At 35.3% G+C, this 15,509-nt stretch carries 9 protein-coding genes; 7 read left to right on the forward strand and 2 right to left on the reverse strand.

Features of this window, described 5'->3' with window-relative positions; translation table 11 throughout:
* Positions 1-34 precede the first annotated feature (34 nt).
* Positions 35-1,981: an ABC-F family ATP-binding cassette domain-containing protein gene (locus F553_RS0107210; protein ID WP_008538740.1), complete on the reverse strand. Its 1,947-nt coding sequence runs from the start codon at positions 1,979-1,981 to the stop codon at positions 35-37.
* A gap of 119 nt (positions 1,982-2,100) precedes the next feature.
* A complete protein-coding gene (locus F553_RS0107215) occupies positions 2,101-3,564 on the reverse strand; it encodes an LCP family protein (protein ID WP_018999585.1) in 1,464 nt (487 codons plus the stop codon).
* A 311-nt stretch (positions 3,565-3,875) separates the two neighbouring features.
* Between F553_RS0107215 and F553_RS0107220 the strand changes: the two genes are divergently transcribed.
* From F553_RS0107220 to F553_RS0107250, 7 genes are all read left to right on the forward strand, one after another.
* Positions 3,876-4,163, forward strand: coding sequence for a zinc-ribbon domain containing protein (locus F553_RS0107220; protein WP_008538738.1), 288 nt, complete (start codon positions 3,876-3,878; stop codon positions 4,161-4,163).
* Between the two features lie 101 nt (positions 4,164-4,264).
* On the forward strand, positions 4,265-5,056 hold the full coding sequence (locus F553_RS0107225) for a basic amino acid ABC transporter substrate-binding protein (RefSeq protein ID WP_018999586.1): 792 nt from the start codon (positions 4,265-4,267) through the stop codon (positions 5,054-5,056).
* Between the two features lie 93 nt (positions 5,057-5,149).
* The gene (locus F553_RS0107230) at positions 5,150-5,815 is read left to right on the forward strand and encodes an amino acid ABC transporter permease (RefSeq protein WP_008538735.1); all 666 of its coding nucleotides are present in this window, start codon (positions 5,150-5,152) and stop codon (positions 5,813-5,815) included.
* The gene (locus tag F553_RS0107235; protein WP_008538734.1) at positions 5,802-6,521 is read left to right on the forward strand and encodes an amino acid ABC transporter ATP-binding protein; all 720 of its coding nucleotides are present in this window, start codon (positions 5,802-5,804) and stop codon (positions 6,519-6,521) included. Before F553_RS0107230 ends, F553_RS0107235 begins: the two co-directional genes overlap by 14 nt.
* Positions 6,522-7,193: 672 nt before the next feature.
* Positions 7,194-10,871: a DNA-directed RNA polymerase subunit beta gene (gene rpoB, locus F553_RS0107240; protein WP_033405645.1), complete on the forward strand. Its 3,678-nt coding sequence runs from the start codon at positions 7,194-7,196 to the stop codon at positions 10,869-10,871.
* A gap of 164 nt (positions 10,872-11,035) precedes the next feature.
* Entirely contained in the window at positions 11,036-15,199 is a 4,164-nt protein-coding gene (gene rpoC, locus F553_RS0107245; RefSeq protein WP_018999588.1) for a DNA-directed RNA polymerase subunit beta', read from the forward strand.
* A gap of 83 nt (positions 15,200-15,282) precedes the next feature.
* The coding region (locus F553_RS0107250; protein ID WP_018999589.1) for a helix-turn-helix domain-containing protein at positions 15,283-15,509 on the forward strand (227 nt) is incomplete at its 3' end.

Raw genomic sequence — 15,509 nt, forward strand, 5'->3', positions numbered from 1 at the left:
AAGCCTTTCTATTATTTATGATAAATTTATTATTCTATGCTTTATTTGCTAATTCTTCGGTTAATTTATCCCATTCAATATATTTTTCTTCTAGTTCTTGTTCTTTTTGAGCATAAGCTGTAGCTATTTCATGACTTTTATTAGGGTCTGCTTGCAGTGCTGGGTCATTCATTTGATATTCTAAGCCTTTTAATTCAGCTTCAAACATAGCGATAGTAGCTTCGCAACGCTGTATCATCATGGTTAATTTTTCACTGCTCATAGCAGAAGCTACATGTGCATTTTTAGGTTTTGCTTTTTCTTGTTTTGTTTTAGGCGTAGTTTTATTTTCAGTAGTAGCTTTTTTATTTGAAATTTCTTGAGTAGACTCAAGTTCTTTTTGCATTTCTAATTTTTTTTCACGATAATAGCTATAATTTCCATTATACTCTGTTAAATGTCCGTTTTCTAATTCACAAGTGAAGTTAGTAACTTTATCTAAGAAATAACGGTCATGGGAAACGACGATAAATGTACCAGGAAAAGCCATCATCGCTTCTTCAATAGCTTCTTTAGCAGGAATATCCAAATGGTTTGTAGGTTCGTCCATTACAAGGAAATTCGCACCAGTTAACATCAATTTCAATAAAGCCAAGCGAGATTTTTCTCCACCGGATAAATCGCCGATTAATTTATAAATATCATCACCTTTGAATAGGAAAGCACCTAGACAGTGGCGAGCCTGTTCATCATTTAAACCAAATGAAGATAAGATTTCATCAAAAACAGTATTGCTAGGGCAAAGACCTTCATGTTGCTGGGAATAATAGCCGATTTTTACACGACTGCCGATTTTGATATTTCCTGTAGGAGATTGTAATTCGCCTAAAAGTAATCTCAATAAAGTTGTTTTACCAGCACCATTAGGGCCTACGATAGCAACACCATCACCTTTGCGAATTAATAAAGACAGATGTTCAAAAATTTTATGATCGCCAAAGCTAACAGATACGTCATCAAGTTCAGCTACACGTTGAGCACATTCTTCTGGTTTATGGAACATAAAATAATTAAAGCCTGATTTTTGTGGAGGTAAGATGATGCGTTCTAAACGCTGTAATTGTTTTTCACGACCTCTAGCTTGTTTGGCTTTGACACCTGCTTTATAACGACGAATATATTCTTCTGTTTCGCGAATATGTTCTTGCTGTTTAGCATAGGCAGATTCTAAAGCAGCTCGTCTTTGAGCTTTTACTTTCATGGCAGTGGAATAATTGCCATCATATAAAACAGTTGTTTTATTTTCTAAATCTAAAATCTTAGTGGCAACTTTGTCTAAGAAAAAGCGGTCATGAGAAATTAAAAGTACGCCACCTTTATAATTGCTCAAAAAGCCTTCGAGCCATTCAATCATTTCAATATCAAGATGGTTTGTCGGTTCATCTAAAAATAGAAAATCTGGCTCACGAAGTAATGCTTTAGCTAAACAAATGCGAGTGCGTTGACCACCTGAAAATAATGTTGGGTTTTTGGGAAAGTCTTCTTCACTAAAGCCAAGACCAAAAGCAACGCGACGAAGACGGCTTTCATAATCGTATCCGCCTAATTGTTCAAATTTATCAGAAATACGACTATATTCCTTCATTAAATCTTCAAGTTTATCATCATCATCTAAGTTTTCAATTTGTTTTTCTAATGTAGTTTTTTTCTGTCCGAGAGCAATGATATCAGCAAAAGCAGATAAGAGTTCATCATATAAATTATCATGAGTGAAATCTGATTGCTGTTGCATATAGCCAATAGTATCTACACTATCAATACTGATGCGCCCTGTATCATATTCTTCAATACCTAAAAGACATTTCATTAAAGTGGATTTACCAGCACCATTAGGGCCAACAAAACCAATTTTATCGCCACGAGCCACATCAAAGGAGACATTATGAAATAATTCTTCTATACCAAAGGATTTTCCTAAATCTTGAATGCGTAAAATTCCCAAAATAACACTTCCTTTATAATTTATAACTATATAATGTAATTTAAATTTTAAATTTATAGACCTATATAATTAAATCTTGCTACTCCATGAAGATATAGCAAGATTTAATCTAAAATAATTTAATTTTGTTTTTGATAATCTAAGCCAATATTGACTGTTGCCTGACCAGAGCTTCCTCCTGACATAATAGTACAAGTAAATGGCATACCATAGAAACAATCTGTTTCATGCTCATTTGCTGTAATAGTTGTATGTTCACGAGAAGATGTATTTCCTGTTTCAACACTAGAAATTTTAAAACCTTTGCGTTTTAAGATATCTGCAACTTCTGCACCAGCTCCATTGATACCGCTAGAGTTGATGACTAAAACGGTTATATCTTCATTTTTTACAGGTTCAACTTTTTCTTTAGCAGGAGTTGTGTTATCTTTTTGAGTTGAAGATTTTTCTTCGCTTGAAGGCGTTTCTGTTGTTATATCGCCCATTTTTAAACCTTTAGGCAAAGATTTTTCATATGCTTTTATTGTAGATTCAGTATCTTTTTGAGCAGTTTCATTTAAGGTAATTCCCATATTTTGCGCTATTAAATTTCGTGTTTTGGCAATATCTGGTATCCAATAGCTGATATCTTCGATATAAGCAGGTTGTCCAGGAACCATACTAGAAGATAAGCCATTTTGTTGGATTGTAGGTAAATTGGATACTAAGGCAATCATTTCACTCAATGGCATATTAGTTTGAATAGCTGAGGAAATGTTGCTTAAAATATCTGGTAGTTTTGGTAGGATTGATGGTGATATTGCTTGTGCAAGGAAAGCTTTCATGAATTTTTGCTGACGATTTATACGGCCGATATCGCCCTCACCATCGCGATAGCGAACATATTGAATAGCTGTTTTACCATTTAAATGCTGAAGTCCTGGTTGAAGGTCGATGACGAGACCACCATTGTCGTCCCAAGGGTCTTCATAATACATGCGTTTTTCTACATCAATATCAACACCACCAACAGCGTCGATGATTTTTTCAAAAGCTTGGATATCTATAAGAACATAGTAATTAATCGGTACATTTAAAAATGATTCCACTACTTTTTGCGTAAGCTCATGACCACCATAAGCGTAAGCGTGATTTATTTTGTCATAGTCATTTTTTTCGATATGTACTCTAGTATCACGTGGCAAAGACAATAAAGAAGCTTTTTGTTCATTTGGATTATATGTTAAAACCATTAATGTATCACTGCGACCGACATCATCAGCGCGTCTATCTACACCCATTATCATGATATTAAGAACATTTGTTTGTTCTGTAGTTATAGTTGGAGGATTATCAGAGGAAGAATCAGAGTTAGCAAAGACAAATCCAACTAATACTAATAATAGAATAATAATTAGAGCAATAAGACGGTTATAGTTTTTCTTCTTTTTATATATTTTTTTTGGCGGTGGAGGAGGGGGTGGATCATTTTTTTCTCGCCATTCCCTGCTGAGCCAATCTGGAGTATTTAATGTATCAATATCATTTTTATCGTTATCACTAGTTGTATCGTGTTTATTTGTATCATCAATTTTATTTTCCAAAATAAAAAACTCCTACTAATTTATTTATACATTATGCTAACTAAGTTAGTATATCAAATATAAATTATCATTTCAATTTATATAAAAATAAATATTTATAAATATTGTGTATAAATATACGAATAAAGGGAGAAAATTTTTTATAATTTTACAATATATAGTTAATTTTTGCTTGATTTTTGTTGAATAAAACTTTATACTAAAAGAAGCAAACAGCTTTTTTGTTCTGACATGAAAAATGACGTGGAAAATCATGCATTTATGGGATGAAACGGCTTGGGCTTAATTGAACTTTTTAAGGAGTTTTACAAATGGATTTTCAAGACAAAACACTAGTATGTAAAGATTGTGGTAAGGAATTTGTTTTCAGTGCAGGAGAACAAGCTTTTTATGCAGAAAAAGGCTTTGAAAATGAACCAGCACGTTGCCATGAATGCCGTGATAAAAGACGTCGCGAACGTGAAGGCGGAAAAGAACAGCGTCAGATGTATACTGTAGAATGTGCAGAATGCGGAAAAGAAACACAGGTTCCTTTTGAACCAAAAGGAGACCGTCCAGTTTATTGTCGTGATTGCTTCAACGCTAGACGCAATAAATAATTTAGTTTAATCGGCAAGGAGGCTTGGATATTTCCGAGCCTTTTTTAAGGTTAGATGTAATTATAATTTTATAAACAAATTTAAAGAAGGGAAGTTACATAATGAGTAAGAAACTATTAACTTTATGTGCTCTTTGTATGTTTGCTGTAAGTGCACTTTTCGCTGGCTGTGGACAAGATAGTTCTGATAAAGCAGCTTCTAGCGGAGAAAAAGTATTACGTGTAGGTACTAATGCTGACTTTGCTCCATTTGAATTCCAAGACGAAAATGGTAGCACAGAATATCAAGGTTTTGATATGGATTTAATCAGAGCTGTAGCTAAAGAAATGGGTTATACAGCTGAAATTCAAAATGTTAACTTCGATGGCTTAATTCCTGCTATGGAATCTGGCAATATTGATATAATTGCTTCTGGTATGACTATTAATGAAGAACGTAAAAATCAAGTAGAATTCTCTGATCCTTACTATACTTCTGGTCTTACTATCGTTGTTCCTAAAGACAACACTGATATCAATGGTTTTGCTGATTTAAAAGGCAAAAAAATAGCTGTACAGATCGGTACAACTAGCATGGAAGAAGCACAGAAAATCGAAGGTGCTGAAGTAAAAGCTTTAAATAGTTCTGCTGATACATTTATGGAATTAAAAGCAGGTAACGTTGATGCAGTTATTAATGACCTTCCTGTAAATGATTATTATATTGTAAAAACTAAAGCTACTGATGTAAAACGTTTAGATGATAAACTTACATCTGAAGAATATGGTTTTGCAATGAAAAAAGGTAATACAGAATTAAAACAAAAAGTAGATGCAGCTTTAAAAACACTTAAAGAAAATGGTGAATATGACAAAATCTATGAAAAATGGTTTGGTACAAAACCTGCTAAATAATAGATTTTGTATTTAACATAGTAACCTAGAAGGACACTGTCTGATGGTCAGTGTCCTTTTTCTATAATAGAAGAAAGTGAGGAGGTTTTATTTTTGGATTTTAGATTTGATATTATTATCAATGCTTTTCCATTACTTATTGAAGGTGCTATTTTCACAATTCAAATTACAGCACTAAGTGTTGCAATCGGTATTATTATTGGTTTATTTGTTGGTGTTGCTCGCATTAGTAAAATTAGAATAATTAAATGGTTAGCAGCTATCTACGTTGACTTTTTACGTGGAACACCTTTATTAGTACAGATTTTCTTGATATATTTTGCATTACCTGTATTAACAGGTATAAAAATGAACCCATTTGTAGCAGCTATTGCTGCTTGTAGTATCAATAGTGGTGCATATGTAGCGGAAATTTTTAGAGCAGGTATACAATCTATAGATAATGGTCAGATGGAAGCAGGTCGCTCTTTAGGTTTATCTTGGTTCCAGACAATGAGATATATAATTATTCCTCAGGCTTTTAAACGTGTAATACCACCATTAGGAAATGAATTTATCGCTTTATTGAAAGATTCATCATTAGTGTCTGTTATTGGCTTTGAAGAATTAACTCGTCGTGGTCAATTAGTTATTGCTAGAACATATGCTTCTTTAGAAATTTGGGTTTGTGTTGCTTTAATTTATTTAATAATGACATTATCTATTTCTCGTTTTGTAGCATATTTAGAGCGGAGGTATCAAATTGATGATAGAAATTAAAAATCTGCATAAGTCTTTTGGTCATGTAGAAGTATTAAAAGGCGTAGATGTTTCCATTGAAGAAAAAGAAGTGGTAGTTATAATTGGACCAAGTGGTTCTGGTAAATCTACACTACTTCGTTGTATGAATTATTTAGAAGAGCCTACAAGTGGAGATATCACTGTAGATAATATGAAACTTGATAAACATGCGGATATCAATAAAATTCGTGAAAATATCGGTATGGTATTCCAACGTTTTAATTTATTTCCACATATGACAGTATTAGAAAATATTGTACTTGCACCAACAAAAGTGTTGAAAATTTCACGTGATGAAGCAATTTCAACAGCTATGGATTTATTACAAAGAGTTGGTTTAAAAGAAAAAGCTAATTCTTATCCAAGTCAGTTATCTGGTGGGCAACAACAACGTGTGGCTATTGCAAGAGCTCTTGCAATGAAACCAAAAGTTATGCTCTTTGACGAACCAACATCAGCTCTTGACCCAGAAATGGTAACAGAAGTATTAGATGTTATGAAAAGCTTAGCTAATCAAGGTATGACAATGGTTGTAGTTACTCATGAAATGGGATTTGCTCGTGAAGTTGGGGATCGTGTATTATTCGTAGATGAAGGTCGTATCATTGAAGAAGGTACACCAAAAGAAATTTTTGAAAATCCTAAACAAGAACGTACCAAATTATTCTTATCTAAAATTCTTTAAAATTAAAATCAAATATTCTAGTTTAAATCGCATTTTAAGCTAGAATATTTGATTGACGCTCATCTGGTAGTATGCTATAATTTATTATTACCGGACGTGCGATTATTTGTCGTAAAAAAACTAAATAAAAATTAGTTTGAGATGAGTAACGTTCAAAATTTTTAACATAAAAAGCGAGAGTTCTTTTGATTTTATTTCAAAGAAAATAAAGCTTTATGTTAAGTTTTAGGTAAGCAAATAGCAAGCCTATAAAGTTAGTTGTTCTTTAAAAACACAAAATGTAGGACTTCATATTTTAGAAGCTACAAAGGAGTTTTGACAGTTCCTTTAAGAGGATATACTTCTTAAAAATCTTCTATTGGCAATTATAACTGTTAAGTATTTAAGTACTGTAGTTATCATTGTTGAGTGAAGAATGTCAATATATTTGATTACGTTATAGAAAATATTTTTCTATAGCTTTATATATTTTGGAGTGAATGAGGTGTACAAAGGAATATCTTTGTCAATTACAAAGCAAGGTCTTTAAAGAGAAAAAGTGCCTTGCCTTTTTAACGTTTAATGTATGTTGATAGTGAAAACATATCAAAGCGTGTAGACAAAAGATAAGAAAACACTTTATTCATATGTTTAATATTTAGTTTCAATTCGGTTTGAGGGGTGAAGATTTTAATGTTCAATCCTGTCTCAGTTGGTAAACGGACCAGGTATAGCTATGCCAAAATCAAAGAGGTTATGGATATGCCTCATCTTCTGGATATCCAGAGAAATTCTTATGATTGGTTTATGAAGGAAGGATTACAGGAGATTTTCCATGATATCTCTCCAATTCAGGGATTTACAGGAAATCTTGTGTTATCGTTTGAAGGTTTTTCTTTAGGAAAACCTAAATATGATATTGATGAATGTAAAGAACGCGATGCTACGTATTCTGCTCCTTTACGTGTCAATGTACGCCTGGTTAATAATGATACTGGCGAAGTAAAGGAACAGGAAGTTTTCATGGGTGATTTCCCACTCATGACAGAAACAGGTACATTTATCATCAATGGTGCGGAACGTGTTATCGTAAGTCAGCTCGTTCGTTCTCCTGGTGCTTATTACGGTGAAAATATTGATCCTACTGGTAAAAGATTATATAATGCCACAGTTATTCCAAACCGTGGTGCATGGATAGAGTTTGAAACAGATTTAAATGATGTAATTTCTGTTCGTCTTGACCGCAATCGTAAATTACCAGCTACAGTATTAATCCGTGCATTAGGTTATGGTACAAATGATGCTATTATGTCTTTATTTGATAATGATGAACGCATTAGAAACACTATAGACCGTGATAATACAGTAACAAAAGAAGAAGCATTAGTAGAAATCTACAAAAGACAGCGTCCAGGTGACCCACCTACTGTAGATAATGCTAAACAACTTTTAGAACAGCTTTTATTTGATCCTAAACGTTATGATTTAGCAACTGTAGGTCGTTATAAATTAACTAAAAAATTAGGCTGGAAACGTCGTCTTTTAGGCAAACAATTAGCTGAGCCATTAGTAGATAAAGAAACTGGTGAAGTTTTAGTTCCTGCTGATGTTACAATTGAAGCATCTATGGTTGAAGATATTACTATCGAACAAGAAAATAATATCTTCGGTGAAGATGAACATGCAATTGTTTATATTAAAGATAAAAATAATAATAGAATTAAGATGATTTGTTCTCGTACTTTACCATACAATCATCGTACAATTACTATTAACGATATTATTGCATCTATTAGTTATTTATTAAACTTAATGGATGGACATGGACATAAAGATGATATCGACCATTTAGGAAATCGTCGTATCCGTTCTGTTGGTGAATTGTTACAAAATCAATTCCGTATCGGTTTATCCCGTATGGAACGTGTAATCAGAGAACGTATGAATACACAAGATAATGATGTAATTACACCACAAGCTCTTGTAAATATTCGTCCTGTTGTGGCAGCAATCAAAGAATTCTTTGGTTCTAGCCAGTTGTCTCAGTTCATGGACCAAAACAACCCACTTAGTGAACTTACACATAAACGTCGTTTATCTGCACTTGGTCCTGGTGGTCTTAGCCGTGAACGTGCAGGGTTCGAAGTTCGTGACGTACACAACTCTCACTATGGTCGTATGTGTCCTATCGAAACTCCAGAAGGTCCAAACATCGGTCTTATCGGTTCCCTTGCAACATATGCTCGTATTAATGAATTTGGCTTTATGGAAACACCTTATCGTAAAGTCGATAAAGTTAATAAACAAGTAACAACAGATGTTCGTTACTTAACAGCTGATGAAGAAGATGATTTAGTAATTGCACAAGCCAATGAACCATTAGATGAAAATAACTGGTTCAAAGCTCAGCGTGTAACAGCACGTGTTCATGAAGAAACAATGCTTGTTGATGCAGATAGTGTAGATTACATGGACGTATCACCAAAACAGATTGTATCCATTGCGACAGCAATGATTCCATTCTTAGAAAACGACGATGCTAACCGTGCCTTAATGGGTGCGAACATGCAACGTCAGGCTGTACCTCTTTTCAGAACACAGGCACCACTTGTTGGCACTGGTATGGAATATAAAGCAGCTTGCGACTCTGGCGTTATGGTACTTGCAAAACGCGCAGGTGAAGTTGTTAGAGTAACAGCAGATTTCATTGAAGTTCGTGCAGACGAAACTGGTGAAATCGACCATTATAAATTACAAAAATATTTACGTTCCAACCAAGGTACATGTATGAACCAAGTGCCAATCGTGTACAAAGGTGATCATGTAGAAGCAAAAGAACCTATCGCTGATGGTCCAGCAACTGACCATGGTGAATTAGCTCTTGGTTATAACGTTATCGTAGCATATATGCCTTGGGAAGGTTATAACTACGAAGATGCGATTTTATTAAGTGAAAAACTTGTAAAAGAAGATATTTACACATCTATCCATATTGAAGAATATGAATGCGATGCTCGTGATACAAAACTTGGACCAGAAGAAATCACACAAGATATTCCAAACGTAGCAGAAGATGCTCTTCGTGACCTTGATGCTGATGGTATTATCCGTATCGGTGCAGAAGTTCGTGCAGGTGATATCTTAGTTGGTAAAGTTACTCCAAAAGGAGAAACAGAACTCACAGCAGAAGAAAGATTATTACGCGCTATCTTTGGTGAAAAAGCTCGTGAAGTTCGTGATACTTCTCTTCGTGTTCCACATGGTGAAGCTGGTCGAATTGTTGATGTTAAAATCTTCAACCGTGCTAATAATGATGAATTACCACCTGGTGTAAATCAGTTAGTACGTGTATATATTGCTCAAAAACGTAAAATCTCTGTCGGCGATAAAATGGCTGGTCGTCATGGTAACAAAGGGGTTGTATCCCGCGTTATGCGTGAAGAAGATATGCCATTCTTACCAGATGGTACTCCAGTAAATATCGTGCTTAACCCATTAGGCGTGCCTTCACGTATGAACATTGGACAGGTACTTGAAACACATCTTGGTATGGCTGTTCGTGAACTTGGTATGCAGATTAAAGCAGGAGATCCAACAGTAGAATCTCGTTTACGTGCAATTGGTTATGATTTTGATAAAAATGGTATGCCAAAACCAGACGTTGCTGGTATTCACATTGCAACTCCAGTATTCGATGGTGCAAAAGGTAACGAAGTATTTGAAACACTCAAAGCTTCTGGTTTCTCTGATAATGGTAAGACTATTTTATATGATGGTCGTACAGGTGAACCATTTGAAAATCCTGTTACAGTAGGTTGCGTGTACATGCTTAAACTTCATCACCTTGTTGATGATAAAATCCATGCTCGTTCAACTGGTCCATACTCTCTCGTTACTCAACAGCCACTTGGTGGTAAAGCACAATTTGGTGGTCAGCGTTTCGGGGAAATGGAAGTTTGGGCTCTCGAAGCATACGGTGCAGCTTATACACTTCAAGAAATTTTAACAGTAAAATCTGACGATGTTGTTGGACGTGTTAAAACATATGAAGCTATTGTAAAAGGTGAAAACATTCCTGAACCAGGTGTTCCAGAATCCTTCAAAGTTCTCATTAAAGAGTTACAAAGTATTGGTCTTGATATCAAAGTTCTTTCCGAAGATGCACAGGAAATTATGATTAATGATATTGAAGATGATATCAATGAAACTGCAAGAGAACTCGATATGGATGCAACAGCAACAAAAGAATCTTATGGTCAAGCAGTAACAACAGATGTTTCTGAAGAAAATGTAGTAGAAGATGATTATACTACTGAAGAACCAACAGATGATATCATTGCTGATCTTGGTGCAGATAATTTTGACGAATAATATAATGGTTTAATTTAATCGATTTAAGAGCATTTATTAATTATAAATGCTCTTAATCAATAAATTGAAATAGTGATATAGTAATGTAGGTAACTTTTATTTGTTTAATAAAAGTTTTTTAACAGATGCAAGGCTGAATTTTAAAGAAAGGGAGTGACAGCCCCTTGTTAGATGTAAATAATTTTGATTCTATGCGCATAGGACTAGCTTCTCCAGAAAAGATTCGTGAATGGTCTTATGGCGAAGTAAAAAAACCAGAAACTATCAATTATCGTACTTTAAAACCTGAACGTGATGGTTTGTTCTGTGAAAGAATTTTTGGTCCTACACGTGACTGGGAATGTCATTGCGGTAAATACAAACGCATTCGTTATAAAGGTATTGTCTGTGACCGTTGTGGCGTAGAAGTAACTCGTGCAAAAGTACGTCGTGAACGTATGGGTCATATAGAGCTTGCTGCACCAGTATCTCACATTTGGTACTTTAAAGGCATTCCAAGTCGTATGGGTCTTATCTTAGATGTATCACCTCGTTCTTTAGAGAAAGTATTATACTTTGCTTCTTATATAGTATTAGATCCAGGCGATACACCTCTTATTAAAAAGCAACTTTTATCCGAAAATGAATACCGTGAGTATTATGATAAATATGGCTCTAGCTTCAAAGTAGGCATGGGTGCTGAAGCGGTAAAACAGCTTTTAGAAGAATTAGATTTAGATAAAATGAATAAAGAATTACGTGAAGAACTTCGTACTTCTAGCGGTCAGCGTAAAGTTCGTGCTATTCGTCGCTTAGAAGTAGTAGAAGCTTTCCGTAAATCTGGCAATAAACCATCTTGGATGATTCTTGATGTAGTACCAGTTATTCCACCAGAATTACGTCCAATGGTTCAATTAGATGGTGGTCGTTTTGCTACATCTGACTTAAATGATTTATATCGTCGTGTTATCAACCGTAATAATCGTTTAAAACGTTTATTAGACTTAGGTGCACCAGATATTATCGTGCGCAATGAAAAACGTATGCTTCAAGAAGCAGTTGACGCACTTATCGATAATGGTCGCCGTGGTCGTGCTGTAACAGGCCCTGGTAACCGTCCACTTAAATCTTTAAGTGATATGCTCAAAGGTAAACAAGGTCGTTTCCGTCAGAACTTATTAGGTAAACGTGTTGACTACTCTGGTCGTTCCGTTATCGTTGTAGGTCCTGAACTTAAACTTCATCAATGTGGTTTACCAAAAGAAATGGCTCTTGAATTATTTAAACCATTTGTAATGAAAAAACTTGTAAATTCTGGACTTGCACACAATATTAAATCTGCAAAACGCATGGTTGAACGTATTCGTCCAGAAGTTTGGGATGTATTAGAAGAAGTTATTAAAGAACATCCAGTTCTTTTAAACCGTGCCCCTACGCTTCACCGTCTTGGTATTCAGGCTTTTGAACCTGTACTCACAGAAGGTCGTGCACTTAAATTACATCCACTTGCTTGTACAGCTTATAACGCTGACTTCGATGGTGACCAGATGGCTATTCACCTTCCACTTTCAGCAGAAGCTCAAGCAGAAGCTCGTATTTTAATGCTTGCTGCTAACCACATCTTAGCACCAAAAGATGGTGGCCCAATTATCACTCCATCTCAGGATATGGTACTTGGTTCTTATTATTTAACAATCCTTCGTCCAAATGCACAAGGAGAAGGAAAAGTATTTACTGGTATAAATGAAGCTATTTTAGCTCATCAACATAAAAATCTTCAATTACAAGCATTAATTCAGGTTCGTATGGAAGGATATGGCCTTGTAAAAACAACTCTTGGTCGTATGATTTTCAATGAAATTCTTCCTCCTGAAATTCGCGATTTCTATCAAGTAACAAAAGTTTCCTTAGAAGCTGATACACCAGAAGCTCGTGAAGCTTTAATTAAAGGCTTAAAAAGTAAAAAGATGGCTGAACCAATCGTTAATAGCGAAGGTAAAGAAATCGTTCCAGCTGATACAGTTGTTGATGCTGGTTATATTAAAAACTTACTTGCTAGTGATGCTAAAGAAGCTATTGTTCATGGTGGTAACTCTGGACAATGGTATCTCGGTTACAAAACAGGTAAAAAAGAACTTGGTAAATTAGTTGCTAGATGCTTTGAAACATTTGGTGGTTCTAAAACTGCTGAAGTAATTGATAATGTTAAAAACTTAGGTTACCATTATGCTTGTCTTGCTGGTATGACAGTTGCTATCTCTGATATCATTGTTCCACCAGAAAAGAAAGAAATTTTGGCAGCTACAGAAAAAGTTGTTAACCGTGTTGAACGCGACTATAATCGTGGTCTTATCACTGAAGACGAACGTTATAAGAAAGTTGTAAAACTTTGGAGCGATGCTACAGATGACGTTGCTGATGCGATGATGGCTAACATGGATACATTCAATAATATCTTCATGATGGCTGACTCCGGTGCCCGCGGTAACAGACAGCAGATGCGTCAGCTCGCTGGTATGCGTGGTCTTATGGCTGATCCATCTGGTAAAATCATCGACTTACCAATCAAAGCAAACTTCCGTGAAGGCTTAACAGTGTCTGATTACTTTATTTCTTCTCATGGTGCTCGTAAAGGTCTTGCCGATACAGCACTTAGAACAGCTGACTCTGGTTACCTCACTCGTCGTCTTGTTGACGTTGCTCAAGACGTTATCGTTCGTGAAGATGACTGTGACGTTGTAGGTATTAACCTCGTACGTGAACGTGCAAAACTCGCTGCATCTTCTAGCGCTGCAATCAAAGAACTTGGCGATAGCTTAAAAGGCCGTGTGCTTGCAAATGATATCGTTAGTCCAAAAACAGGCGAAGTTCTTTATGCTGCAGATACTACACTTGATGAAGAAGCTCTTAATACTATTGGTGAACATAATGTTAGCGAAATCGTACTCAAAGGTTCCGCTATTTATGAAGGACTCAACTCCATGTCCACTGAAACAATAGCTCTTGGTGCTCCTGAAGAAAATGTACGTAAATCCATTAAACATGCTATGATGCATGAAATGCTTGGTAAAAATACAACTGATGCTGTTTATGATAGCACAGGCGCAGAAATCATTCCTGCAAATACACCACTTACAGAAGAATATATCGAAGCTGTATTAAATAGCGATGCGAAAGAAGTTAAAGTTCGCAATAACAACATTCGTGGTATCGAAGTTGAAGCTATTAAAGAAGGTAACGGTATTATCGAATCTCTTGAAGATCGTATTGTAGGACGTGTATTAGCAGAAGATATCATTGATCCTGCTACTGGTGAAAAAATCGCTTCTCTTAACGAAACTGTTACACCAGCTCTTGCTAAAGCAATTTGTAAAGTACGTGAAAAAGTTTCTATTCGTAGCGTACTCACATGTAAATCTCAGCTTGGTGTATGTATTAAATGTTATGGTCAAGACCTTGCTACAGCTAATCAGGTTGAAGTTGGTGAAGCAGTTGGTATCATCGCTGCTCAATCTATCGGTGAACCTGGTACACAGCTTACAATGCGTACATTCCACTCTGGTGGGGTTGCCAGTGACGAAGATATCACACAGGGTCTTCCACGTGTTGAAGAATTGTTCGAAGCAAGAAAACCAAAACATCATGCTATCATTGCTGAAATCGAAGGTACTGTTCTCATTTCCGAAGATAAAGAAATGCGCATAGTTACTATTACACCAGATGAAGGCGAATCTAGAGAATATTTAATTCCATATGGTTCTCGTCTCATTGTTAAAAATGGTGTAAGAATTAAACCTGGTGATAAAATCACTGAAGGTTCTATTAATCCACATGATATCTTACGTATTTGTGGTTTACGTGAAACTCAGCGTTACCTCGTATACGAAGTACAAAAAGTATATAAATCTCAGGGTGTTGGTATCAACGATAAACATATCGAAGTTATGGTTCGTCAGATGCTTCATAAAGTTAAAATTGAAGATTCTGGTGACACTGATTTCCTCCCTGGTGAATATATTGATATCAATAGCTTTGAATCTGCAAATGCTAAAGCTATTGAAGAAGGCGGTATTCCAGCCGTTGCTCGTCCAATCCTCTTAGGTATTACAAAAGCTTCCTTGGCAACAGATTCCTTCTTATCTGCAGCATCATTCCAAGAAACTACTCGTGTTCTTACTGATGCAGCTATCAAAGGTAAGGTTGATCCACTTATCGGTCTTAAGGAAAATGTTATCATCGGTAAATTAATTCCTGCTGGTACTGGTATGAGTAGATATAGAAATATTAATGTAGTAGATTTAGATGCTGCTGAACATGAAGCACAAGAAGAAACTACAGTTACTGAATAAGATTAATAAAAAGCAAGATACTTTATTGTGAACTGCACCCCAAAAGTTGGACACAAAACAACTTTTGGAGGTGCAGTTTTTTTATGACTAAATATTCAAATGAATTTAAAGTTAAAGCAATTAAAATGGTTTTAAAAGGAGCTTCTATTTCTCATGTAGCTAAAATTCTAAACATGCCAGATATAGCTCCTCTTTGCAGATGGATATCTCATTATGAACATGGTGGTATTCCACAACTTCTTCATAAAAATCGTAAATATACTCCTATCTTTAAACAAAAAGTTATTGAATATAAATGGCTACATCATTT

Source organism: Megamonas rupellensis DSM 19944, assembly GCF_000378365.1.
GTDB classification, from domain to species: domain Bacteria; phylum Bacillota; class Negativicutes; order Selenomonadales; family Selenomonadaceae; genus Megamonas; species Megamonas funiformis.

Coding starts and splice junctions, on each gene's coding strand:
- F553_RS0107220 (WP_008538738.1), top strand. CDS start 3,876: ATGGATTTTCAAGACAAAACACTAGTATGTAAAGATTGTGGTAAGGAA.
- F553_RS0107225 (WP_018999586.1), top strand. CDS start 4,265: ATGAGTAAGAAACTATTAACTTTATGTGCTCTTTGTATGTTTGCTGTA.
- F553_RS0107235 (WP_008538734.1), top strand. CDS start 5,802: ATGATAGAAATTAAAAATCTGCATAAGTCTTTTGGTCATGTAGAAGTA.
- rpoB (WP_033405645.1), top strand. CDS start 7,194: ATGTTCAATCCTGTCTCAGTTGGTAAACGGACCAGGTATAGCTATGCC.